The sequence below is a fragment of the Idiomarina sp. HB genome (assembly GCF_048059115.1).
Lineage (GTDB): Bacteria > Pseudomonadota > Gammaproteobacteria > Enterobacterales > Alteromonadaceae > Idiomarina > Idiomarina abyssalis.
In genome coordinates this window covers 258506-283373 of record NZ_JAYLVU010000003.1, presented here as the reverse complement: position 1 = coordinate 283373, position 24868 = coordinate 258506, and the positions used below count along the sequence as shown (strand labels likewise).

Sequence of the window (24868 nt, the reverse complement as noted above, 5' to 3'; positions counted from 1 at the left end):
CACTCAGGGAAGGGTAACAATGTCGTCTGTCGATGAGCAAATAGCGCAAAGCCGGGCTAAAAAGAAGAGAGTTATTGTAACTGGCGTAATTACCTCCGTTTTTGCCTGTTTGCTGATTGGCGTTGTCGTTACCTTACTCGCCTATTTCCCGGTTTCTGGCGGCGACACGCCGGTAGCCGAGGAGAAAGGTGAGTCGCAGGCTAGTTTAGCTAACCATGCAGTAGACAGGAAAGCGTTGCAAACGGCCTTAAATGAGACTAATCAGCGCGTTTCTGAGCTCGTTGCTACTCCGTATTTATCAAAATGGCAGTCCGCCAAAGCTGAGGGTTTTCAGGCCGACATAGATCAGGCTTTTAATGACTATGGCGCCAGTAATTATAGCCAGGCGCAAACCACTATTGAGCAACTCAATACAGATATTACAAAGTACCAAAGCGCGTTTGAACAGGCTTATAAGCAGGCTTATGAAAATGCAGGACAAGCCTTTGCGGAAGACGATATTGATGAAGCCGCTCAGCTGAATGCTCAGGCTTTAAAGGTAAAAGGCGACTCTAGCGACGCGCTGGCGTTGCAGAAGCGCATAGACACCTACCATGAAGTCGCTGATTTGTATGAACAGGCCAGAGTGGGCGGTGTAGAAGGTAACATAGAGAAGCAGCGTGCTGCTTATCAACAAATTATAAAGCTTGATCCGCAACAGCAGGATGCAAAGGCAGCCTTAGCGAAAGTGGAACAGCAAATTAAACAACAACGTTTTGCTCGTGCTTTGGCAACGGCGGTGAATGCGATTGATCGCAAGGACTTTGATCGCGCCCAGGAAGCATTAGCCAAAGCTTCAGCGATAGACAACAATCGACCGGAACTGGCAACCCTACAGGCGCAAATTGACGCTGAGTTAAAAAACCAGGGTATGGAGTCGCTGGAAAAGCGAATTCAGGTATTTGCAGGGGCTGACGAATGGCAAACCGTGCTGATACTGGCGGAAAAGGGGATGGCTGATTACCCGGACAGCCAGGTTGTTCAGCAGGCTAAACAAAGCGCAGGTGAGATATTAGCAGCCAGTAGCGCGCTGGATGTTTATATTTATAGGCCGGATCGTCTGGCCGATAACAACATTCGTCAAAATGCTGTGAATGCGGTTTCGCGCTACAGCGGGCTTACGCAACTGAGCGCTAAACTGGGTGAAAAAATAAACCAGGTTGAGCAGCTAATTGAGCAGGAAAATCAACCCATAGACGTAACGGTTCGCTCCGACAACCGAACCTATATAAAAGTATTAGGTGTTGGGGTTGTGGGTGAAGTCAGAGAAAAAACCATTCAGTTAAAACCGGGTAAGTATCAATTTGAAGGCAGTCGCGAAGGATACCGCTCAACCATTGTCGATGTTGTGGTGGAGAAATCAGGCACACCTATTGTTATTAACGTTCAATGTAACGAACGCGTTTAGCATCATTTAGCGAAAAATAATAAAAGAACAGGAGAGACTTCGTGAACTCACTTGACGAAGCCATTGAAAAAGGACGACGTAAACGACGGTTAATGGCTATTGGCTTCTCGGTCGGTATTCTTGCACTGCTGGTTATTTATTTTGGCTGGCTGTTTTTAACCAAAGGCTACAGTTTTACAGTAAAACCGGCAGAAGCCGTTCAAACTCAGCGCTTTGCTGTTCATTCTGGTGTTGGCTTTTTCATCGACAACAAATATTACGCGGTAGGCTCTGGTGGCCTTGTAGCCGTATCGGCCGACAAGTACCAAACCAAAGAAGTGCAGGTAAACGACAACAGCCCTTCAACCATTGAAGTTGAGCTGGAGCCTAAACCCGCAAAAGTGACGATAACAACAGAGCCGGGCGCAGACAATATTGTCTGGTCAGTTAACGGTGAGCAGCGCGAAACGGCTTCTACCTTTGAGGGTGAGTTTGCTCCGGGAACTTATACGGTGTCGGCCTCGCATCCTGCTTACGAGCCGGCTTCAGTGGCTATTGAAGCGCTAATAGACGGTAAAGTTGAAGAACAAATTCGGTTAACTCCTATTAGTGGCACTATCTCTATTAATTCCAGCCCGGCTGGCGCTGCGGTTACCCTTGACGGCAAAGAGGTTGGGTCAACGCCGGTAACCGTTGCTAAAGTGGGTGGCGACTACCCTGTAGTGGTGAATTATCCGGGGTATGAGCCGGTCACGGACACCGTGTCTTTAAACGTGCGCAACAAAGAACCGAAGCGTAACTACCGTCTTCAGCCCGTTCAGGCAACGGTCAATGTCTCAGTGAGTCCGAAAGGCGGTGCGTTGCTGGTCAACGGAGCGCCAAAAAAAAATCCAATTAGTGTTGATGCCAATAAAGAGCACGTTATTCGTTACGAAAAGGCTGGCTATATTAAGCAAAGCCAGACCGTTAAATTAGAGCCAGCGGAAAATCAGCAGCTGAGTTTCAGGTTGACGCCAGAAATGGGCGATGTGGCCTTTGCTGCAAACGAGCCAAGTGAAGTATACATTAATGGGCAGAAGCAGGGCGTAACGCCTTTTCGTGCCAGGCTACAGACGTTGCCTTCGCAAGTTGAATTCCGAAAAAACGGGTACCGTACCGTAAAACAGGAATTTCAGCCAAGCAGCGAGCGAACTTTGAACGTAAAAGCCGAGATGCTGCGCGAATTTGATGCCAGAAGAAAAGAAGGCAGACCGTTGTTTGTCAGTACTTTAGGCATTGAAATGAGCCGCCTGTCACCGAAAAAGTTTACTATGGGGTCACCGGTTAATGAACCTAGCCGTGGACGTAATGAACATCAGGTGAAAGTGGACTTTTCGCGGGACGTATGGATATCGCGCCATGAAATTACCGAGGCGCAGTTCGCCGCGTTTAAAGGCTCTGGTGGTAAAACCAAAATGCCGGTTACGAATGTGTCCTGGGACGAAGCGGCGTTATTTACCAACTGGCTGAGTGAACAGGAAGGCCTGCAGCCTTTTTATAACGTTAGTAACGGTAAGGTGGTGGGAACCGATGCGAGCTCGCGAGGTTACCGCTTGCCGACCGAAGCCGAATGGGAATACATTGCCAAAATTAATCGCAGAGCTGACCCTACTACTTACGTGTGGGGCAGCCAGGAACACCTGCGTGACAAGCAGGGCAACTTTGCCGATGAGTCTGCAAAAGGTCAGCAAACTTTCATTTTACGTGGTTACAATGACGGTTTTGCCGGTAAAGCCCCTGTCGGCAGCTTTAAAGCAGAACGTGGCGGCTTTTTTGATTTAGACGGTAACGTCAAAGAGTGGGTGCACGATAGCTACACTTTAAACCCTCCAGACCTTGACCGGGTGTATGCCGACTACCTGGGCGCGTTGCGTGGTAATGGCCATGTGGTAAAAGGCGCGTCATACAAAATCGGGCGGTTGAAAAATATTCGTGCCAGCGTTCGCGACGGTGAAAGTGCTTCGGCCGAGGATATCGGCTTTAGAATAGCCCGGTATCATGAGTGATGAGGAGAAACATCATGAAAAAACGCGTGATTTTGGGCGTCATACTGCTGGCTCTGGCCGGCAGCGCGACTGCTTATTTTGTGTCTTTGGATGCACCACAAGATTTCCCCACCAACATTTAACGCCCGGAATGCATAATGTCTAAAAATAATACGCTTTCAATGAGCCCGAACTTTTTTGTCAGTGGTGGTGTGCTACTGGCCATTTTTACCCTTGTACATTTGCTGTATGCAGGACTTATTCGCCCGGCGGCCGAAGTGGCAATGGCAGAGCAAGGAACCGAAGCTCTAACTGCATTCTCGGTCATCTTCAAAGATGTTGAACAGCAGGTGTGTATTTCGCTCATGTTGTTCTGCTTATTCCTTATGCTGTATAAGCTGTGGCGGTTAATTGACGAAGAAGAAATATATTCGCGCGACTTACTGGAAAGCTACGACAAGTCTGAAGCGCTGGACGTTGATGCAGCCTTAAATGATTTAGAAAGCTCGGCTTATAAAGAAACTCCCGCATACAGCACCTGGATTAACTGTATTCGTCGTTTTAAAAACACCAAAAACGTTCAGCACGCCGCTGACACTATTGAGTCGTCGGTAGACAATATTGCCATTCAGTTAGAAAGCGGCAACAACATGATCCGCTACATTATCTGGGCTATTCCGTCTATTGGCTTCGTGGGTACGGTGCGCGGTATTGGCTCGGCGCTGGCGCAGGCCGACAAAGCACTGGATGGTGACATTGCCGGTATGACTGCATCGCTGGGTGTGGCTTTTAACTCAACGTTGGTGGCGCTGTTCATTTCTTTGATTCTGATGTTGTTTATGCACTTGCTGAACAGCCGTCAGGACAAGATGGTGATCCGCACGCAAGAGTCCTGCGAGAAGCATTTGCTGTCTCATTTACACAGTTAATTGAGCGACTCAGATGCGACGAACACGCCAGGCTGGCGACGGCTTTAATCTATCTTTTCTGGATGTCATGGCATGCGGGCTGGGCGCCGTTATCCTTATTTTCATTCTGGTAGACTTTAAAGCCTTTACGCCCGAGCCCTCGGAAGAAAAGGAAAAGCTCGAACAGGAATTGGCTGCGTCAATGGACGAGCAGCAGCGCCTGAAAAAATCCATTGACGAAATCAATGACAAAATTGCGCTGGAGTCGGCTAAGCAGAAAGACTCTAAAGAAGCGAAAAACGACACCACACAAGATCAAACCAAAGCTTTGCAGGACTTGTCGACTCAGTTGGCTGTTGTTGCCGACCTGGAAAACCAGTTAGCGGCTTTGTCCAAAGAAGTTGAGAAGTCAGCCAACGTTGAGCTTTCGGGTACGGGTGAGCAGAACTTTATTACCGGCATGAAGGTGGAAGGCGAACAAATAGGCATTCTGGTGGATAAGAGCGCCTCCATGATGGGCGACAACTTAATCGACGTGCTGAGCAAGCTGGCTTTAAGCGATGGCGACAAAGTGTCTACCGCTAAGTGGATAAGAACCCGCCGGGTTGCTCAGTGGTTGCTGGCACGTCTACCGCAAACCTCAAAAGTGAGTGTGGTGACGTTTTCCAATACGGCGAACCGTTTAGGGCAACGGAACGTTAGCACTGCCTCAGTCAGCGGCTCTATGAACTCTATTGTGAAGGACTTAGGCGCGGTTGTGCCAGAGGGCGGAACCAACCTTCAGCTGGGTATTCGCACGTTATTTGAGACGAACCCTGATATTACTGACGTATATATTGTAACGGATGGTCTGCCAACATTGGGAGACGGCCTGCCGCTTTCCTGTCGTAATTTTATTTCGACGAAAAAATCTATTTCCTCAGACTGCCGTCAGGCATTGATGGTTGAGACCATAAAACGTGCGCCTAAAGGTATTCGCTACAATATTGTCCTTTTGCCAATAGAAGGCGACCCTTACGCTTCACCGCTTTACTGGAACTGGTCGCGGGTAAGTGGTGGCACCTTCTTATCACCAGCTCCGGAGTGGCCATAATGAGAAAAATTCAGCGTGCGCCAATTGAGGTTTTTAACCTCTCATTCCTGGATATTATTTCTTGCGCTTTTGGTGCAGTTATTATGCTGGTACTGCTGGCGAAAAATGGTACAGAAGACACAGAACGCGGACCGGCTAACCTCAGTACCTTAGTTTCTGAAGTGCTTCAGGCCCAGCAGTCGGTTGAAGAATTAAAAGGTGCTTTGTCGGACAAACAAGACGAACTGTCTGCCGCCGAACAGAAAACGGCTTCAGTGACCGAGCAGGAAAGAAATTTAGAAAGCTCTATTCCGCGGGCGCAGAAAACCTTACAGCAACTGCAGAATAAAGCGTCCTCGTTACGAGCCGAAATACGGCAAGCCACTGCAATGCTAAACACTCCTAACAGCACGGATACGCCGGACGATGACGTCGGTGGTATTCCTACCGATGCGGAGTACGTGGTGTTTGTGATTGATAACTCAGGATCGATGTCCGGAGGCAACGGCTGGAACCGCGTCATTAGTGTGGTCAATGACATTATTGAAAGCCACCCTAAAATGAAAGGGTTCCAAATTATGGCCGCTGATGGCGATTTTATGTTCAGCAGTAAAGCTGGTGACTGGTTGCCAGATACCAAAAGCTTCAGGCAAACGGCTATGCAGCAAATGCCAAACTTCACCGGCGGTAAAAGTGCGCCTGAGCTGGGTATTCTGAAAGCCATTAACCTTTATAAAAAAACCAAGGGCACAACCAGCATTTATGTTTTTGGTGATGATTATCGGGTAAATAATCTGGATGCGATAGTTCGGCAGATCACCAGTCAAAATCAGGGCGCGGACGGCAAGCCTGTAATGCGCATTCATGGTATCGGCTTTAGCCGCGCAAGTGGTAACGCAGAAACCTTCGCTGCCTTTATGCAGGCTGTGGCTAAACGTAACCGTGGTGCTTTCGTCGGGCTGAACTTTTAAGGTTTAAATTAAAGGTCACTCGCCAGAAAAACCTGATCACGGCCCGACTGCTTACCTCTATACAACGCTTTATCGGCGCGGTTGAAGAGCTTGGTCCAGTTATCTCCGGACTGCACTTCTGCCACGCCTAATGTCACTGTCACAAAAATATCGTCGCCATTTTTTGAGAACTTATGCGCCGAAATGGTCGTGCGTAGCTTCTCCGCCACTAGTGCAGCATCCGCCTGGTTTGTTTCAGGAAGTAACGCAGCAAACTCTTCGCCGCCAATACGCGCAGCGGTGTCGTGAGAGCGAACAGTGTTTTTAAGCAACGATGCAATTTTTATGATCACTTCGTCACCAAAAGGGTGTCCGTATGAGTCGTTGCAGTTTTTAAAGTGGTCGATATCAAGAATAATAAGACTTAAAGGGCGACCGTTTCGTTTTGCGCGTGACAGCTCTTTGTCCACTTGCTCTGTAAAATAGCCCCGGTTGTATATTCCGGTCATTCTGTCGGTCGATGACTTTTTCAAAAGCTCCAGCTCTAATGTTTTTTGCTCTGTAATGTCTCTGAAGGTACCAATTAGCGTGTAGCCATCGTCTTGCAGCTCAGCAAATTCCTCAACCCAAATATAATGCCCGTCGGCATGTTGCATACGGTGCTGAATTTGAAGTTTATTGTTGTCAGGGGTGAGTCTTTCAAGCGATTTAACATCTTCCAGGTCGTCCGGGTGAACTAAACTGTTAAAGCGCTCTATCGAGGTGTTGGAATCCGTTTTCTCTAACCCAAGCAATTCCCTAACCATTGTAGAGCGAATTAATTCGCGGGATTTCAAATTCGCCTGCCAATGACCAACACGACCGACTTTCTGAGCACGTTTCAGCTCATCATTTGTCCGCTTTAGCTCAAGTTCCAGAGACTTTTTATCGGTATTATCAATAAAAAGGCCGTTCCAGATAAGGTTATCTTCTACCTGTTTGTCCGGTACGGCTCTGCCTGACACCCAAACTACTTTCTGCTCAACCATAACCCGGAACTCAAACTGCCATGGGGTGAGCTTGTTGCTGGCATCCTCCAGGCTTCAATAAGAGGCTCCCGGTCATCTGGGTGTACTTTGTCAAAAAAGGCCTCGGCAGAGTCGGTTAATTCGCTGGGTGATATATCAAACAGTTTTTTTGAGTGAGCACTAATTAGCGGAAACGAAATGTCAGAGCGACTAACAAACCGTAATTGATACAAGACGCCGGGAAGAATGTAGCTTAATTGACGGAGTTGCTCCCGGGTTTTTACTAAGTCTTCAATAACTGTAATGGTGCCGACGAACTGGTCTGCGTGGTGTGTCGATGAAGAATGCTTTCTGATTAGGTCTTCGACCCAGAGGTAGCCTTCGGTTTTGTGTTTAAACCGATATTGACGTCGTAGTAATCCTTTAAAGTCGGCCTGTTGCCAACGGGAGAACTGGTCATTAGCAATGCTTATATCATCGGGGTGTACATTGCTATACCACCAATCTTCCAGGTTGTTTATAGTCGCCCTGGGATAGCCCAAAGACCGTTCAACGTCGTTAGAAATAAACGCGGTTTCAGGGCCTCCATTGTCTGACGACATGGGGGTTCTAAAAACGATGGACGGGATGTCGTCAACAATAGCCTGAAACTCATCAATGGCATCGAGCGGGTCAGTTCCGGCAATAAGACTGTTTTGAATCAAATGCTTACTCTGCTACTTAAGATCGTTCTGAAAATTGTACAATTTACAAACAACGATCTTATCCCTTGCCGGAACTTTTGTACACTATGCCAGAAGGAGTAGTCTATTTTGCTCTGGCGGTGTGTAGCTTCTTATAGCTCTCTATAAGGCGCAAGTGTCTGTCCAGACCTTCCAGTTGCATATTGGTCGGTTCCAAACCGTGGAAGCGCGCAGTGCCTTTAACAGAGCCTATAACCGCTTCAATGGTTTTTTCGCCGTACATGCGGCCTAAGTTGTAGCGGTAGTCATCCAACTTCAGTTCTTCGTCCAGGGTAATTTCAAGCACCGCTTCAACAGCGCGATAAAACAACGTACGCTCAACGGTGTTGTCGTTGAACTGCAGGAACATTTCCACATATTCGAAAGCGTCGTCATGGCGTTGCAGTGCAAGGTAAATAAGCAGCTTCAATTCAAGAATAGTGAGCTGACCCCAAACCGTGTTTTCATCAAACTCAATACCAATCAGGGTGATAATATCCATGTAGTTATCAAGCTGACTGTCTTCTAAGCGCTCAACTAAGTCTTCTAGCTGATCGTCGGTTAAGCGGTGCAGGTTGAGAATGTCTTCACGGTATTGCAAAGCTATATTGGTGTTGTCCCAAATGAGGTCTTCTACGGGGTAGACTTCCGAATAGCCCGGGACCAGAATACGACACACCGGCGCGCCAAGGTCTTCATGCACGGCTACGTAAGCTTCTTTGCCCATGTCCTGCAAAATGCCAAACAGTGTATCGGCTTCTTCCTGGTTAGAGCCGCTAAAGTCCCATTCAACGAATTCAATGTCAGACTTAGCGCTAAAGAAACGCCAGGACACAACGCCCGACGAATCAATAAAGTGCTCAACAAAGTTGTTTGGTTCGGTCACAGCCAGGGAGTTAAAGGTTGGTGCCGGGAGGTCGTTTAAACCTTCAAAGCTTCGGCCTTGCAATAACTCGGTCAGGCTGCGCTCCAGCGCCACTTCAAAGCTTGGGTGCGCACCAAAAGAAGCAAAAACACCGCCGGTGCGTGGGTTCATTAAGGTAACACAGGCGACCGGGAACTGACCGCCCAACGATGCGTCTTTAACCAACACCGGGTAGCCTTGTTCTTCTAAGGCTTTTATCCCTTCCTGAATATTCGGGTACTTGTTAAGTACCTCTAGCGGTACGTCCGGCAGGGCAATTTCTTCTTCAATAATTTGCTTTTTAACGGCGCGCTCAAAAATTTCTGATAAGCACTGGACCTGTGCTTCGGGCAGAGTGTTACCCGCACTCATACCGTTACTTAAATACAGGTTTTCAATTAAGTTCGACGGAAAATAGACCGTCTCGCCGTCGGAATGACGCACAAACGGCAAGGACACAATACCGCGGTCAGCACGGCCTGAGTTGGTATCAATTAAGTGTGAACCACGCAGCTCGCCTTCCGGGTCATAAAATTCACGACAGTATTCGTCCAGAATTTCGGTGGGAAGCTCGTCGTTCGCGCCGGGTTTAAACCATTTTTCGTTGGGGTAGTGTACGAATTCGGCGTTTGCTATTTCTTCGCCAAAGTATTGGTCGTTATAAAAGAAGTTACAGCTTAAACGCTCAATAAACTCGCCAAGTGCGGAGCATAAAGCGCTTTCTTTGGTAGCGCCTTTTCCGTTGGTAAAGCACATAGGAGAGGCGGCATCGCGAATATGCAGCGACCAGACATGCGGGACAATATTACGCCAGGAAGATATTTCTATCTTCATGCCTAAGTCCGCCAGTATGGCGGTCATATTGGCAATGGTTTGCTCAAGCGGTAAGTCTTTGCCTTCAATAAAGGTTCTGCTGTCGCTGTCAGGGCGTATGGTCAGTAACGCCTGAGCGTCTTGAGTAATGCTTTCAACCGCTTCAACGTCAAATTCCAGATCATTTTCTATAACGCGCTTAACGGCACAACGCTCAGCTGCCCGAATAATGGCTTTGCGGTCTTTCTCGGAAACATCGGCCGGTAATTCAACCTGAATTTTGAACAACTGCTTGTAGCGGTCTTCCGGGTCAACAACGTTGTTTTGTGAAATACGGATATTCTCGGTTGGAATATCGCGCGCGTCGCAATACAGGCGAATGAAGTGTGCCGCGCACATAACGGAAGACGCCAGAAAGTAGTCAAAAGGGCCGGGGGCGGAACCGTCGCCTTTGTATCGAATGGGCTGATCCGAAATAACCGTGAAGTCATCGAATTTTGCCTCAAGGCGCATATTGTCGAGAAAGTTTACATTGATTTCCATTTAGGGGGCACCGCGGTTGAATAAGTTGACTGCTGTCAGCGAGCAATGGGTGCCATTATCCCATTTTTTTACCTATTGATCATTATCCGCGTAGCCGCTGCCAATAGCACTGAAAGGTAATTTTAGGCCAAGCTCAGGAACTTGTATGGCTATCCAGGCCGGAAAGGTATTGCTGTTAGGCCCCGGTAGCACTTCGTATTGGTCCGCCCAGGGGTAACGGGAGGCTGCTTCCTCAATGCGTGAGATCATGCCGGCGGCCTGAACTCCCGATACCGAGAGAATTTTTTCGGGCTCGGCACCATACCAATAACGGTCAGGGGTTGCTGTTTGATAAACGCGCAGTGCCGGGCGTCCATGCTCCACACCCCAGCCCACCACTTCGTATACGGTATACTCACTGGCATTTTCTGGTTTCACTGCCAGCCAGGTATGAACGGCAAACCAGCCACGCCAGCCAAACGCATCGGCGGCATAGGCTTCTATGACGGCTTGTTTTTCAATTTCAGGGTCAGGCGCGATACCCGCGGGCTCTCTGGACGCGTCTCGCCAGTCGCCTGAGGAACACCCAAAAAGAAAGAGGGCAGTCAAAGCTGCCGTTACTATCCTGACCATATTGCTATACCTGCTTAAAAAAGACCTGTTACTTCTACTGGAAAATTAACACAAAGGTTCACACCCGCCTATTGCGGGCATAACTTTTGCCGTCGGTTTTTAATTTATGTATAATTTCAACATAATAATTACAACTCACCTCTATAAATGAAAGGACTACTATGAATAAGAAAGGACTCCTTGGCGGCGTCGGTATTGTCGTTGTCGCTGCTGCTTTAATTGGCCCCCGCTTTGCCGGCTCCCAAGTTGAAGACACATTGAAACAGCACGTCGAGGCATTAAATAATGTGCCTGCCTATACAGCGCAAGTTGTGTCATTTGACAGAGGCTGGTTTGGCTCAACCGCAACTGTTGAGCTGGGCGTTGATTTCAGCGGTGCGTTCCTCGAAGCAGAACAATCTGAAGAGCTTTCTTTTGAGGTGGTTATTGATGTTCAGCATGGCCCTGTGCTTATTCAGTTTTCTCCGGGGCTTGGTCTGGCCTCACTTGAAGCCAGCTCTAAAGATGAAGGCCTACGTGAGTTTCTGGACTGGGAAGATGAAACGCCTTTTTATCATATGGTTGGCTCTGTCGGTTTTTCCGGCACCTTTAGCTACAGCGACTCCATTTCTTCGTTTACCTTAGTACCAAATGACGCCCGCCAGCAGATTTCAGTGTCCCGCTATGAAGGCAGTGGCGAGGTTTCGTCAGACAGCTTCAGCTATGAAGGCGTATTAGACGGTGCTGAAGTGCTTATGGAAGGTCAGGCTGTCAGCGTTGGTGAGATGAAAGTCCGTACGGAAGCTAAAGGCGATTTGCTCAGTATTATGCAGGGTGGGCTTTATGAAAGCGAAATGTCGATGCAGCTTGAAAAGGTTACCGCGCGCTCGCCTGATGATGTCGATTTGTTCAATTTAGAAGAGCTTGATGTCGAGGCTATCAGTGCATTTAGCGATAATCAAAAACACATGAATGTGGATATGAACTATTCGATGAAATCATTTATGTTTGGCGACACTCACCTTGATAATCTTGTTGTAAACATGGCGTTTAATAATCTCGATGCCGAGTTTTTGCGGGCCTACAACCAGACTATGCAAACTATTTATGACCAGGGGCCGGACGAAATGGAGGCAGCAACTGAGAAGTTGGTAAAAGACAGTTTACCGCAACTACTGAAGGCAGAGCCTGAGTTTGTTGTTAGTGAGTTTAGCGGTCAAATGGAACCGGGAAATTTTGAAGGCGACTTATCAGCTAAATTGGTTGGTGTGGCTCAGGTACCTGATAATTTGGATGATATTCGGTTCTGGCTTTCTAGTTTGATTGCCGATGCGTCGCTGACTGTTGATAAACCTCTATTAAAGTGGCTTGCTGAACAACAACTGTTATCAACTATGCGCATGCAGTATCCGGGTGCTGATGAGGCCGAGATGCAGAAAATGGCTGAGCAACAGGCGCCAATGATGATCAACATGTATTTACAGCAGGGCTTACTGACGGAAACTGAAGACGATTATCGTAGTGAGTTCCAAATGGAAGGCGGTGAGGCTATGCTCAATGGTCAGAAAATTCCGTTAGGAAATACGATGTAAACCAAAGCCGTTCTGAAAAAGCCTCAACGCAGTGAGTTTCGTTGAGGCTTTTTGGTTTTAGGTGACGGTATTACGTTGTTGCCAGCGCGGATCCAGATGTTCATTTTCTGCTAACACTTGTCGCAATTGTTCGGCTGCCTGCCAAATGTCCTCGAAGCTGTTATACAGTGGGGTGAACCCAAAACGAATGTAGTTAGGTGCACGGAAGTCAGCAACAACGCCTCGTTGAATTAAAGCCTGACAGAGACCGTAAGCATGCTCGTATTGATAAGACAGTTGGCTGCCTCGTTCGCTTCGTTGCTCTGGAAAAATAGGCTGCAGTACGTCATCAAGGTCATGAATCTTTAATAACTGATGAAACACATCGGACAGTTGTAACGACTTTTCTCTTAGCTTTTCTAAGCTAACGCCTTTAAAAACATCCAGCGCGGCGTCCACGGCTGACATAGCCAGAACCGAAGGCGTTCCGGTAAGCATCTGCTGTATACCCGCAGCTGGTTCGTATTCCGGTGAAAAGTCGAAGGGCCTGGCGTGACCAAACCAGCCGCTTAAGGGTTGGCTCATGTTTTTGTGGTGCCGTTTTGCTGCATAGATAAAAGCGGGGGCACCGGGCCCTCCGTTCAGGTATTTGTAGGTGCAGCCGACCGCAAAATCCACTTGCCAGTCATCCAAATGAACGGGCATAGCACCGGCACTGTGTGCTAAATCGAGAATTACCAGAGCGCCGTTTTCGTGCGCATTGGCGACCAACTGCTTTGCGTTAATACGTCGGCCGGTCCGAAAGTTCACTTCGGTTGCCAGCACCAGAGCGGTTTTGCTATTTATGTGCTGTTCAAGCTCGCTTTCGTCAACGAGCTTCAATTGGCAGCGATGCTGCCCTAAAAACTGAGCAACACCCTGAACCATATATAAGTCGGTAGGGAAGTTGTCTTTTGTCGACAGCACAACTGTGCGCTCCGGGTCCTGCGCCTGAACGATGGTGAGCGCAGCGGTGAGTGCTTTGAATAAATTGACCGATATTGAGTCGCAGCAAATGGTTTGCTCTGGTTCGGCCCCTATTAAATGCGCAATTTTTTCACCGACGGTTTGCGGCAAGTTCACCCAGTTATGGTCGTTCCAGCTATTGATAAGATCTTGTGACCATTGTTGTTTTATAACGTCCTGCAAGCGAGTTTCTGTTGCTTTGGTCATTACTCCTAAAGAATTGCCGTCCAAATAGACTTTATTCTCAGGTAACTGAAATTGTTCGCGGTGCTTTGCGAAAGGGTCAATGATGTCAAGTTCTTGTATGTCGGTAAGGTTCATGGATGAAGCTCGTTGTTCAGGCGTTTAATAATGGCTTTCCATGCGCTTGAGTGTGGGTGTATCAGGTCAAAATGGCCGACACCTTCCAGTATCTCTGTTTCTACGTCAATATTGTGAGTTTGGCTCAGTGGCACAATACGGTCGGCATCTCCCTGAATTAACCAGGTATTATCGTGCAGTTTTTGGGTTTTTGGACTGGCCTTCTGGTAATCACTGGTATTTTCGTAGGCGGTTTTCATTAAGTTTAAAGCCGCGCGGTTACAACTACCATCGGTTTGCGTGTAACTGACCATGTCGGTAATGGCAGCAAGGCCAATCACAACGTTAATGTTAGGCGATGCAGGAGTGTCATTTGCAGTGGCCAGCAATGCAAGGTGCCCGCCTGCAGAGTGCCCCATAACAGCGCTGGGTCGGCCATTAAGCTTGTCGCCAATAAAGTCGATAGCGGCTTCTACGTCGTTTAAGCTCGCTGGCCAGTCACCGCCGTCTTCGCCTAAACGGCGATACTCTATTGACCACACATTAAAGCCTGCGTTTCTTAATGCATTGCTGGCGGGGTTGGTGTGAGTAATGTCGTAGTCTTTTAGCCAGCAGCCACCGTGAATAAAAATAACGTTAGCGGCTGAGTCTGAATGTTCGCGCGTGCTCCAGAACTGGATAAACTGTGAAGTGTGGTCTCCGTAAGAGTAAGTTTTTGTCGGGCCTTCACTGTTAAGGGCGAGCACCTCATTAAAGGTAACTTGTTTAAGGAGCTCTTTGTTGTCTGCGCTGGCATCAGAAACGCCAAAAATGAAGAGCAGCAACAACAAGGTCTTGGGTAACATGAAGAGCACTTTCACAACGATACCACCACTGTATTCTCGGGTTACAAATGAGGTGAAAGACCATACAAGCATTTTTGAACTGACTCAATAAATACTTGATTAATTGCTACAGGTTTCACTCCGGCTTATTTTGAGTTAACCCTAGTTGCTGCACCGCTGTGCGCACATCCTGGCCGGATGTTTCCTGAAATACCTGCAAATCAAATTGCGGCAGTATGGCAAACAAGTGATCAAAAATATCAGACTGTATGCCTTCGTAGGTTTCCCATGCTGTGTCATTGCTAAAGCAATAGATTTCAATAGGTAAGCCCTGAGGGCCAGGGCTCAGCTGCCTTACCATTAATGTCAGCCCTTTATGCACGTCAGGTCTGTTACTAAGGTACTGTTTCACGTAGGCGCGAAAGGTACCAATATTTGTCACCTGTCGGCCATTAATTGGATCAGCTCCGGTTTGCTCAAGGCTAGAGTTCCACTCTGAAATATCTTTTTCTTTTTGCTCCAGATAGTCGTTAAGTAAGGAGAAACGCTTAAGCTTTTTCTTCTGCTCGTCGGACAAAAAATGAATGCTGTTCTGGTCAATATACAAGGCGCGCTTTATACGGCGTCCGCCACTTTCCTGCATACCACGCCAGTTTTTAAAAGACTCAGAGATAAGGCGTTTGGTCGGGATGTTGGTGATGGTTTTATCCCAGTTCTGAACCCGTACGGTATGAAGTGCGATATCAATGACATCGCCATCGGCATTTAGCTGTGGCATTTCTATCCAGTCGCCAACCCGAATCATGTCGTTAGAGGAAAGCTGAATACTGGCAACCAGTGACAGTATCGTGTCCTGAAAGACCAACATAGCAACAGCACCCATAGCACCAATTCCGGAAAGGAGTATAACCGGCGAGCGGTCGAGTAATGACGCTATGATGAGAATGGCGGCAACAACGTAAACCACAATTTTCGCTATTTGCAGATAACCTTTAATGGGCTTTTCATGCGCGTCGGGCTGACGGTTGTATATTTCATTAACGCTGGTCATGGCGGCGCTGAATGAACGCGCCAGAGTCAATATTAAGTAAGCAATACTGATGTTACGTATGACTGTGGTAACGGTTTCAGGTAGGTCGGGTACCAGATAAATGCCGGCGGACAATACCAAAGCAGGAACAACCTGAGCCAGACGGTGCACAATAACCCGAATGCCAACGCCTGGGTCGCTGCCTAACTCTGTTTGTGACAGTAGTCGCGAAACACCACGTAATAAAACTTGCTGAGTGATGAGCTGGGATATCCAAACGGCAACTGCCAGAATAACACAGGCACTAATGGTATAAGCCCAGGGTTGGGAGGCCGCCCAGTCATGAAACCACTGAGGGTAATCCAGTTCCATCATAGTTTTTGTTCCACCGCTGCTTTTAAGTCCTTTCTAAAGCCTAAAATGAATACAACTTCTGCCACCACAAATAAGGGACCAATTGCTAAACCCATAATGTCATCAACAAAAGCGGGCTTTCTGCCCTCAAAATAATGGCCAATGAATTGGAAGATCCAGCCGACTACGAATAGGCCAATGCCCCAACTAAGCCAAAACATTGTTGGTAAAGCTGCAATGTCCCGGCCAATGGCTAAAGACAGCCATAGCAGCACGGTCATGAGTAGCCCAAGCTTAATATCAAGCCGAATATAAAAAATAACAGCGGCTAAAACAACCAGACTGGCCGGGGTGATCAACAGATAATCCAAAGGTAGTGCAGGTCGAGACAAGAGACTAATGATACCAACGACAATCATAGGAATGCCGACAATGTGGGTCGCCACATTCTTACGATTACGATGATAAGCCGCATACTGCGCTAAGTGATCAACGATGTTTTTCATAGGTTTTGCCAGTTGGTGCCTAAATAGAAGGTTAGATTGCTACGCGTGGGGCTTGATGTCAATGAAGTAAGCGCCTTTGCCATACCTAACTTTCTATTGCTCAGCCGTTAACTTACCGCTAACCTAAAGCCTTTATTTTTATTAGGTATTAAATAGGGGAAGTTCGGTGGCGTTTGATTACGGTTCGATTGATCTGGGGTTAAAGAACCCGTTTAAAACCGAAGGATTGGTGACGAGTGTTCGCGGTGTGGTGCAATCGTTGTTTGGCATTTATTTACTGGTAGCAGGTGCCGGGGCCGTTAAGCCCGATGCAATTACAGGCTGGGTATTAGCTATCTTCGGGCTGTTATTGCTGGCTGGCGGTATTAAAGTGCTGAGTGGCGGTATTATGGCTATGCTGCGCTACTTTGTTGGTCGTAACCATCCAACATCACTGGCACGCAATTTTAGTAAGTCTGAGCGCAGCACAGCGCAGGAAGAGTCGCGTTACGTTGCTTATAACGATCAGGCATTGGAAGAAATGCTGATGGGTCGTAAGAACAGTACCTTTATAGAGCCAAAAGGCTTGTTGGCGCGCATTGCTCACACGGTATTTCCCAAGTTGCTGTTTATGCCTTACCCCATTCGAAACATGGCGCAGCGTTTGTTAGGTGCGTGGGTGCGTACTCTGACTGCAATGGTTGCCTTTGGTTTTGCTGCCTTTGTTTCTCTGGCTGGGTTTGCCGGTGACGCTGGTGTACTTGCGTTCCCGGTTTATACCGTATTGTTAACGCTGTATATCATGCATGTATGGAAGTCTGCAGGCCAGGCTATATCGCGCGGAGCAGAGCAGTCTATTGATTCAATGGGCAGTGGCGACTTGGTTAAAACTATAGCCTTTGCGCTGCTTCTACCGGTTGTTGTCGGTCTGGTTGTTGGGTGGTGGATGAACGCCGCAAATTTAACCGCGGCTGCAATTGAGCAACAGTTTGCGGCGTTACCAAACTTTCATGCTGGTTGGTATCTATTGAGCATTTTTGTCGGTGCTATTGTTTGTACGTTAGTAACCGTGGTGCTGTTGAAAAAACGTTTAGCCGATGCGAACCCGGTTTCCGAAGTTTCAGAGCTACGCGAAAACTGGCAGGAGTCAGTACACCCTAAAGAAATTTTTATTAATTTGGATAATTTGGTAATGGCGAACCGCCGTTACCGCGAAGTACCTAACCGAGTCTACCGTGAGCTTGATCCTAACTTGCAGGAACAAGTAGACGGTAAAGGCGCGTTCAGCGGTGAGATGATTCAGGAAGTGCAGCCACGAGTTAAACCTATGGGGTTGGGCGCTTTATTTGAAAAATCCCGCTTGGTGAGTTTGTTGTTGGGTAACAGCCTGTTTATTGTTGGTGTGCTTTTCACTTTCTTTTTAGCTTATGCCACGGTGGATGTGGTGAAACTGCTGGATAGCATGAACTACCGGTTATCAGAGAACACGCCTTACGCTGACTTAATGGCTCTGGCTGGTGTTGCCATGACGGCTATTCATTTCTTGCTTATCGGTTATGTGTTACGTGCCTTTGCGCGGTTAGCGGCAAATATTGCGCATCTGTTCTATGCTGAAATTCAGTTTGAATCAATGCTTATCTACTTTAAGTGCGAAGGTACTTTCACCGAATCTAAAATATCAACTGGTGCGGGTATTCACGACAGTACCCGTTCCGAAAACACCTTAGTACGCAGCAGTATCACTCCCTGGGTTATTGTCTCTCGTATTGTGTCGACAACTTTTGCGGCCACAGGAATGAAAAACCTCGAACACCCTCGACACATTCTGGAAATGCATAAATCGGACGATGAAATGGCCTCGATTCGCAACGATGTCATCGACTTCCTTAAAGATCGTGAGTCTATTGCTTCTATTACCAGCAACAGAGACTTAGGTAATGCCTCCCAGATACATCAGCTAAATGAGCAGACACGCGCAATTCCTGCAAGTCAGGAAAAGTTGCAGCAAAACAAACCGCAGGCTTCGGACGAAGAAGCGGCGGGTTATTTGCGACAGCAAGAAGAACTTGACTCAAACGACGAAACTGAAAAGGAGCGTTGATTCTAATCAATTAAATGGTCAGGCGAGTTAGCGCTCGCCTGGCTTTGCTACCAAGGTCGTAGTGCACCGCCATAAAGTTTCATAGAAACTGTTCGATAAATATACATGGTTTGTTGCGTTGTTTACGCCTTATGGAAGCGAAAAAATGTCCACAGTTGATGTGAAACCACCTTTACTAATAACGGTTTTAGCGATAGTTGCCAGTTTAATCGTTACCTCGTTTGTCCCCTGGCTTTGGCTTCAACTCTGCCTGCAGTCTTTATTGTTCATTGGTTTAAGCGTTTTTTATATTAGCTACTTGCGGCGAGCCCAGGCTCCTTTTGATGAGCCTGAAGATACCGACGACAGCACCGACCACCTTGCTGAAAACTCCGGAAAGAATGCTATTGCAACGGCCGAACTCAGCTTTGCTATTACCCGTTTTAAGACTGTACTGGCCGATATTGTAGAGCGCCTGGAAGAGAGCGTCGATAACTCGTCCCGGGTGAGTGAGAGGGCTCAGGGAATAGAGACTTTCTCGTCGGAAGTTGCGGTTGCTGCTGAGCAAACTAAGCAGATAAGTCATGAAGGCAGAGAACGAATAAAGCAGCTGACCCACGAAATTGATCTCGTTGTATCAGACAGCCGGGGAAGTGCCGAAGCAGTTAAGGGCCTGCAGGAGAAGGCCAGTGACATTCGCAAAGTGACTCAGGTTATTGACAGCATTGCCGAACAAACCAACTTGCTGGCGCTTAATGCGTCAATAGAGTCGGCTCGTGCAGGCGAGCATGGCAGAGGCTTTGCGGTCGTTGCTGATGAAGTGCGAACGCTGGCGGGAAGAACCTCGGATGCTACCGTAGAAGTCAGTAATCTGGTAGAGGCGATTCATACCGAAACGACTGCTGCTGTCAAAAATATCGAGCATTTATCAAAGCACATTGAGCAGCAGTCTGAGACAACTGCAGGCATTGTTGAGCAGCTGGCTAGCATTGTTGAGCAAGCAGAAACCGTCGAGCAACAACTGCAGAAAATAACGGCATTAATGGGAGAAAACGCTCAGGATCTTTCCCGAAACGGCGAGCTGCTGCATTCGGTTAATTCGGACCTGTCGGAACAGTATCAGCAACTTGATGATGTCAGTGGTCAGGCAGAGCAACTGGAAATGCAGTCGGAACAGTTATTTGCGCACTTGGTTGAGAACGACGCCGACGCAGAGCATAGAGTTATTTACAAAGCCGCGACGGATGCGGCACAGCAAATTGAACAGCGTTTAGAGCAGGCGCTCGAGCAGGGTGAACTGACATCCTCTGAGTTGTTCTCAAAAAACTATGAACCCGTGCCGGGGACAGATCCGGTAAAATACAGAACCGCTTACACAGAGTTTTTCGACAGTGTATTGCCCGCTATTCAAGAATCGGTTCTGAAGCGTCACGAACATATTGTCTACGCTATCGCGACTGATCCGAATGGGTATGTCGCCCGACATAATGACGCCTTTAATAAACCATTAACCGGGGATCCAAACAAAGACTTGGTCGGTAACCGTTCTCGTCGATTGTTTAATGATAAAACCGGTGCGCGTTGCGGAGCCCATACACAGGCGTTATTGTTACAGACGTACAAGCGCGACACGGGCGAGGTTATGCACGATTTATCGGTACCTGTCTATGTGAATGGAAAGCATTGGGGAGGTTTCCGTATCGGCTACAAACCTTTGTAACTGAAAAATAGGCAAGAGAGTTGTATGTCACACGATACCATTGCAATAAATAGAGAACGTCAGGATTTAAGTGGGCTGGAAGCTGTTTGGCTATTTGGTTATGGGTCACTCATTTACAAAGTTGACTTTCCTTATCTGGAAAGGGCGCCGGCCTCTATTGAAGGATGGTCGCGCCGCTTCTGGCAAGGCTCGCATGACCATCGTGGTACGCCGGAAGCTCCGGGTAGGGTGCTCACCTTAATTGAAACGCCGGGTGAAGTCTGTACTGGTATGGCCTATAAAGTATCGCCGGATGTGTTTGAGCATTTGGATCACAGGGAGAAAAATGGTTACCTGCGTTTTACCACGGCAATGACGTTTCGCGATGGCTCTCAGAACGAAGGTCTGGTTTACATTGCAACAGAAGAAAATGAAGCGTTTCTTGGTGCTGCCCCTGAATCTGAAATAGCTCAGCATATTGCCCGTGCATCGGGACCCAGTGGCCCCAATGCCGAGTACCTGGTAAAGCTGCAACTGGCGCTACAGCAACTGGGTGTGAATGACCCACATATTACTCAGATTTATGAGGCCTTAGTAGAAGACTAAATCAGTCACTGCTAAAAACATCATCAGCGGCCTGAGGTAGCTTATAAAGCTGCCCTTGCCAGTAATGGCAGCCAAACTCTTTGAGTTTATCAAGTTGGGCCTGATTCTCTACGCCAACTGCCTGTACTTCTAAGCCTAACTCGGTGGTCATGCGTATAACTGCTTTGACCAGGTTTCGTGAGCGTTCGTTGGTATCAAGGTCGCGGATAAACTCACGTTCAATTTTAATTTTGCTGACCGCCATAGTTTTCAAATGCAGCATACTGCCTATGCCCTTACCAAAACGGTCGATAACCAGCGTAATACCTAATTCGTGCAGTTGTTCAATAATATCGAGCGTGTTCGGCAGAGGTTCGCTTAAGCTACTCTCGCTTAAATCGAATTCAATTTTAGCTAAAAGCTTAGGGTTTTCTTTATTTAACCTGTTCAGGGCCTGGTAGAGCCGCTGTGATATTTGCTCAGTGGCCAAATTAATGGCTATTTTACCTGGCGTAATATTCTGCTGTTGCCACCTTTCAACCTGGGCTACAACGTTTTCGATGACCCAAATACCCAAAGTGTCTAACATGCCGTTAGCGTCAAACTGGGGAAGGAATTTTTCAGGGTGTAAGGTACCAAGTTCTGGGTGTTCCCAACGCAGCAAAGCCTCAACACCGACGACCTGCTTATCCATATTGAGCACTGGCTGATAGACCAGTTGCATTTGCTCACTCTGAAGAACGCTATGTACATCTTCCTCTAGCTGAATTTCATCGTAAGAGCGGTTCTCAAGTTCTTGTTTGAAGTAAGCCTGGTTTTCATTCTGCTGGTCTTTAGCTGAGTTCATTGCCAAATTAGCCTGAGCTAAGAGCTTTCCGCTATCGTGCCCGTCTAAGGGGTAAACGCTGGCACCAATACTGGCTGTTAGTTGAACTTGCTGATCATCACTGGTCAGCCCAAAAGGGCGCTCGTAGGCTTTTTGAATTTGTAAGATAATATTCTGAATATCGATGTATTCGACAATGTGATTCAGCACAATAGCGAACTCGTCACCACCCAGATTGTATAGTTTAGTGCCAAAAGGAGTGACTTCTTTTAGCCTTTGGGTCAGGCGCTGTAAAATTTTGTCGCCAATGTGATGACCGTATTTGTCGTTTACCTGATGAAAATGGTCGACATTCATGACTAGCACTGCAGCGAGTCGATCGCTGGGCAACTCATCCAGCAGTCTGGACAAATCCAATGCCAATGAATTGCCGTTAGGTAAGCCGGTTAAGTCGTCAAAAAATGCTAACTTCTGTAACTGCCGCTGTTGCTGTTTCATTCGGGTTACATCGCTTAATGTAGCGATATAAGCCGCCTCTTCAGAAAAGCCTGAAACGGCCTCTCTAATAATCAGAACAGCGGAGTAACGCTTTTTCTCTGCGTTACGGCCAACAATTAAAATGCTTTGGTTAAAAGGGAAGTTACTGTCAAGGTCGTCGATATCTGTAGCGGTGAACAGCTCTTCCAGCTTTGAGTTAACACACTGAGCTTCGGTTAATCCGGAAATTTCGGTAAATGGAGCATCAACGCTAATGACTTTACGGTGCTTATTGAGCAAGGCAATACCGGATAAGACCCCATGTTCTGAGACATCGCCAGCTTTCCCGTTTGAGTTATCAACATAATCCGCCGATATATTGGTCCATGAACCCTGAAAGCTTAGAGGGCGTCTGTTGGTACGACGTAATTCGTCCCGCACCCACACGTAGTGGCCCTGTTTATGACGAAAGCGATACTCGTAAACAAACTGGTCTTCTTCAAGGCTTCGCAAAATGGTTTTCTTAGCTAATTGTGTATCGTTAGGGTGGATATTGCGTAACCACCAGCCTGGTGCTTTCACTTCCTCCGGCGAGTAGCCCATAATGCGTTCACAATTTGGGCTGACCCAGTCAATGCGGATTCCTGAGTCCAGTGAACGCAGTTCGTAATGAATGGTGGGGCTGTTCCCAAGATAGTTATAAAGAAGTTCGCGGGACTTATTCAGTCTTAAAATCCAGATACGAGTGAAGAAAAACAGAAAAACCACAGATAGAACGACAAAGCCCCAGGGTTTGCCCTGGTTCATTAGGTTTTTGGTATCGGTTTCTAACGTTAAATTCTGAATTAGGGCGCTGGATCCAAGCTCCCAAACTATAGCTGCAACTATGTAGGCTATTACCAGAATAACTTCCGGGCGCTTATAAAACGGTCGGCGCCATTTATGCTGAGTTGTTAACGTCATTTTGTCTTTCATTATCTTATCCGGGCCCAGGGTATATCAGCCTTTTTCAGCGACTTACTTAGAATCGATCCTTGTAGTTCCTCACATCCTATTTGTTTTAACAGAAGGAGTTTAGCGCGATCATTAATGCCTGTGGCTATGGTGGTTAAACCGCGAGCTCTCGCCATTTTGACCATAGACGCTAACTCTCGTTTTTTGTCACTGTGCGACGTTGCTTTTTGTACCAACTCTTCAGAGAGTTTTACGGCATCTACGGGTAGTACAAAAAGTGACTGAATGGTCGAACGACCCTCTCCAAAATGTGAAGCTATGACGTTACAACCAACGCTTCTTAAACGCTCCAGATACCGTTTCGACTTATCAGACAGTGACATTAGAGCACGTTCGCTCACTTCAATATAAACTTGCCGCGCAGGAAACTTGGAGTCCTGTAGCTCGTGTGCCAGAACGTTTAGCACAATAGGGTCGACAATATCATTAATAGTGATATTAATAGAAACTCGCACTATGACTTTTTGTTTTAGCCAAGTTCTCAGGTCTTTAAAGGTGCGTTGAATCATCCAGGATGTGAACTGCTGGGTTAACGAAGCTTCCTCTATCATGGGCTTGAACTCTTCTAAATTCATGCCGCCACGTTTTGGGTGCACCCATTTTGCCGATATTTCCAGAACGGAAAAGTAACCCGTATTGGTGTTAAGGCGGGGCTGGAAGTAAAGCTGAATGTCATTATTCTTCATGGCCTCGCTAAACTGACGAGAGAACGTCACCTCTTCAATTTGGTCTATCGCGTTATCATTTTGTTCCAAAAATGAAAACTGCTGTTTTTTCTGAAACGCATTAAATGCATGTGCCTGAGCTTCATCGAACACTTTTTGATGGTCTTCTTTAAGCTGGTCTTTTTTGACCCGGAGTACACCTGCTGCACTATCCATTTGGTACGAAACGCCGTCAACCACTATCGGCTTTTCTAAAAAGCTTTCAATTTTACTCTGCAGCTCTTTGGTATTCTCTTCTGCCTCTGCGCTAACGCCAACGAGTTCATTTTTCGACGTCTGCCCAACGTGAACCTGGTCGCCAAGTAGCTTTTTCAATTGTATTGCCATTTGTTTGACGAGTTCATTGGCTTTTTCAGTGCCTACTTGCTGCTGAATTTTCTCCATATTCTGCAAGCGAAAGTTGAAAATATCGATAAGGTCGTCCGGAGCTCCGTCCTTACTGTGACCAATAGTTTCTAGCTGTTCCAGTAAGGCATTAATGTTAGGCAAGTCTGTGCCCTGATATTTGAACTTCGCACTTTTTTCCGCGCCATTAAGCTCTTTTACGACTCTTGCAATAATGCCGGCGATAGTCGCAATGAAAGTGAAAGCCAGTAAGCGAAGGATCCAGCCGCCGGCAATTTCGTTACTGCTTATTAATGAATCAGAAAAAGAAAATGGGCTCAGTAAAACACCGCACATGAACCCGGCCAGTGCGCCAATACGGGGGCCAAGTAGAAGTCCTGTTAATACTAAAGGAAAGTAAAGTAAATGCTCGTACAGGCTTGGAAGCCCACCGGTCATTTCAATAACCCGGATAAAAGCTGCAATAAATATCGCCAATACAAAGCCAATAAACACCTGTTTTTCGGCGTTCATCTTTGTAAAGTTAATCAAACTTTCTTTGCACCAAGTGGCAAAGCTGTATGGATCTTCCGATTTCGACATTTATTC

The 24868-nt window shown here is 47.2% G+C and carries 19 protein-coding genes; 9 read left to right on the top strand and 10 right to left on the bottom strand.

Features of this window, described 5'->3' with window-relative positions; all coding sequences use genetic code 11:
• Nucleotides 1-19: 19 nt before the first annotated feature.
• From VBY75_RS10670 to VBY75_RS10650, 5 genes are all read left to right on the top strand, one after another.
• A complete protein-coding gene (locus tag VBY75_RS10670) occupies nt 20-1447 on the top strand; it encodes a tetratricopeptide repeat protein (protein WP_416512436.1) in 1428 nt (475 codons plus the stop codon).
• Nucleotides 1448-1488: 41 nt separating this feature from the next.
• Entirely contained in the window at nt 1489-3471 is a 1983-nt protein-coding gene (locus VBY75_RS10665; RefSeq protein ID WP_416512434.1) for an SUMF1/EgtB/PvdO family nonheme iron enzyme, read from the top strand.
• A 137-nt stretch (nt 3472-3608) separates the two neighbouring features.
• Nucleotides 3609-4379, top strand: coding sequence for a MotA/TolQ/ExbB proton channel family protein (locus VBY75_RS10660; protein ID WP_054489528.1), 771 nt, complete (start codon nt 3609-3611; stop codon nt 4377-4379).
• Nucleotides 4380-4392: 13 nt separating this feature from the next.
• Nucleotides 4393-5451, top strand: a complete 1059-nt coding sequence (locus VBY75_RS10655; protein ID WP_273022915.1) for a VWA domain-containing protein — start codon at nt 4393-4395, stop codon at nt 5449-5451.
• Nucleotides 5451-6401, top strand: a complete 951-nt coding sequence (locus tag VBY75_RS10650; protein WP_278354419.1) for a VWA domain-containing protein — start codon at nt 5451-5453, stop codon at nt 6399-6401. The genes VBY75_RS10655 and VBY75_RS10650 overlap by 1 nt, the downstream gene beginning before the upstream one ends.
• 8 nt (nt 6402-6409) lie before the next feature.
• Here the strand turns inward: VBY75_RS10650 and VBY75_RS10645 are convergent, their stop codons facing one another.
• The 4 genes from VBY75_RS10645 to VBY75_RS10630 form a co-directional block, all read right to left on the bottom strand.
• Entirely contained in the window at nt 6410-7408 is a 999-nt protein-coding gene (locus VBY75_RS10645) for a diguanylate cyclase (protein WP_416512430.1), read from the bottom strand.
• The gene (locus VBY75_RS10640) at nt 7390-8091 is read right to left on the bottom strand and encodes a PAS domain-containing protein (RefSeq protein WP_416512428.1); all 702 of its coding nucleotides are present in this window, start codon (nt 8089-8091) and stop codon (nt 7390-7392) included. Before VBY75_RS10640 ends, VBY75_RS10645 begins: the two co-directional genes overlap by 19 nt.
• Before the next feature lie 103 nt (nt 8092-8194).
• Entirely contained in the window at nt 8195-10369 is a 2175-nt protein-coding gene (locus VBY75_RS10635; protein ID WP_416512426.1) for an OsmC domain/YcaO domain-containing protein, read from the bottom strand.
• Nucleotides 10370-10441: 72 nt separating this feature from the next.
• Nucleotides 10442-10981, bottom strand: a complete 540-nt coding sequence (locus VBY75_RS10630) for a DUF3750 domain-containing protein (RefSeq protein WP_199494321.1) — start codon at nt 10979-10981, stop codon at nt 10442-10444.
• A gap of 161 nt (nt 10982-11142) precedes the next feature.
• Between VBY75_RS10630 and VBY75_RS10625 the strand changes: the two genes are divergently transcribed.
• Nucleotides 11143-12552: a YdgA family protein gene (locus VBY75_RS10625; RefSeq protein WP_416512423.1), complete on the top strand. Its 1410-nt coding sequence runs from the start codon at nt 11143-11145 to the stop codon at nt 12550-12552.
• A 57-nt stretch (nt 12553-12609) separates the two neighbouring features.
• On the opposite strand, the gene kynU is transcribed toward VBY75_RS10625, so the two are convergent.
• The 4 genes from kynU to VBY75_RS10605 are packed head-to-tail and all read right to left on the bottom strand — an operon-like array spanning nt 12610 to nt 16550.
• A complete protein-coding gene (gene kynU / locus VBY75_RS10620; RefSeq protein WP_416512421.1) occupies nt 12610-13857 on the bottom strand; it encodes a kynureninase in 1248 nt (415 codons plus the stop codon).
• Entirely contained in the window at nt 13854-14753 is a 900-nt protein-coding gene (locus tag VBY75_RS10615) for an alpha/beta hydrolase (protein ID WP_416512419.1), read from the bottom strand. The genes kynU and VBY75_RS10615 overlap by 4 nt, the downstream gene beginning before the upstream one ends.
• Before the next feature lie 43 nt (nt 14754-14796).
• A complete protein-coding gene (locus VBY75_RS10610) occupies nt 14797-16065 on the bottom strand; it encodes a mechanosensitive ion channel family protein (protein WP_278356728.1) in 1269 nt (422 codons plus the stop codon).
• Complete coding sequence (locus VBY75_RS10605; RefSeq protein ID WP_199494324.1) at nt 16062-16550, bottom strand: DUF962 domain-containing protein; 489 nt, start codon at nt 16548-16550, stop codon at nt 16062-16064. The genes VBY75_RS10610 and VBY75_RS10605 overlap by 4 nt, the downstream gene beginning before the upstream one ends.
• Before the next feature lie 166 nt (nt 16551-16716).
• Between VBY75_RS10605 and VBY75_RS10600 the strand changes: the two genes are divergently transcribed.
• The 3 genes from VBY75_RS10600 (at nt 16717) to VBY75_RS10590 (ending at nt 20914) form a co-directional block, all read left to right on the top strand.
• Nucleotides 16717-18630, top strand: a complete 1914-nt coding sequence (locus tag VBY75_RS10600; RefSeq protein ID WP_054489501.1) for a hypothetical protein — start codon at nt 16717-16719, stop codon at nt 18628-18630.
• Nucleotides 18631-18775: 145 nt separating this feature from the next.
• Nucleotides 18776-20329, top strand: a complete 1554-nt coding sequence (locus VBY75_RS10595) for a methyl-accepting chemotaxis protein (RefSeq protein ID WP_199494336.1) — start codon at nt 18776-18778, stop codon at nt 20327-20329.
• Nucleotides 20330-20353: 24 nt separating this feature from the next.
• Nucleotides 20354-20914: a gamma-glutamylcyclotransferase gene (locus tag VBY75_RS10590; protein WP_054489497.1), complete on the top strand. Its 561-nt coding sequence runs from the start codon at nt 20354-20356 to the stop codon at nt 20912-20914.
• 1 nt (nt 20915) lies between these two features.
• Here VBY75_RS10590 and VBY75_RS10585 read toward each other — a convergent pair whose 3' ends face one another.
• Nucleotides 20916-23171 carry an EAL domain-containing protein gene (locus VBY75_RS10585; protein ID WP_416512414.1) on the bottom strand — a complete coding sequence of 752 codons (2256 nt, stop codon included), beginning with the start codon at nt 23169-23171 and terminating at the stop codon, nt 20916-20918.
• Nucleotides 23171-24862, bottom strand: coding sequence for an EAL domain-containing protein (locus VBY75_RS10580; protein WP_416512412.1), 1692 nt, complete (start codon nt 24860-24862; stop codon nt 23171-23173). The genes VBY75_RS10585 and VBY75_RS10580 overlap by 1 nt, the downstream gene beginning before the upstream one ends.
• Nucleotides 24863-24868 lie beyond the last annotated feature (6 nt).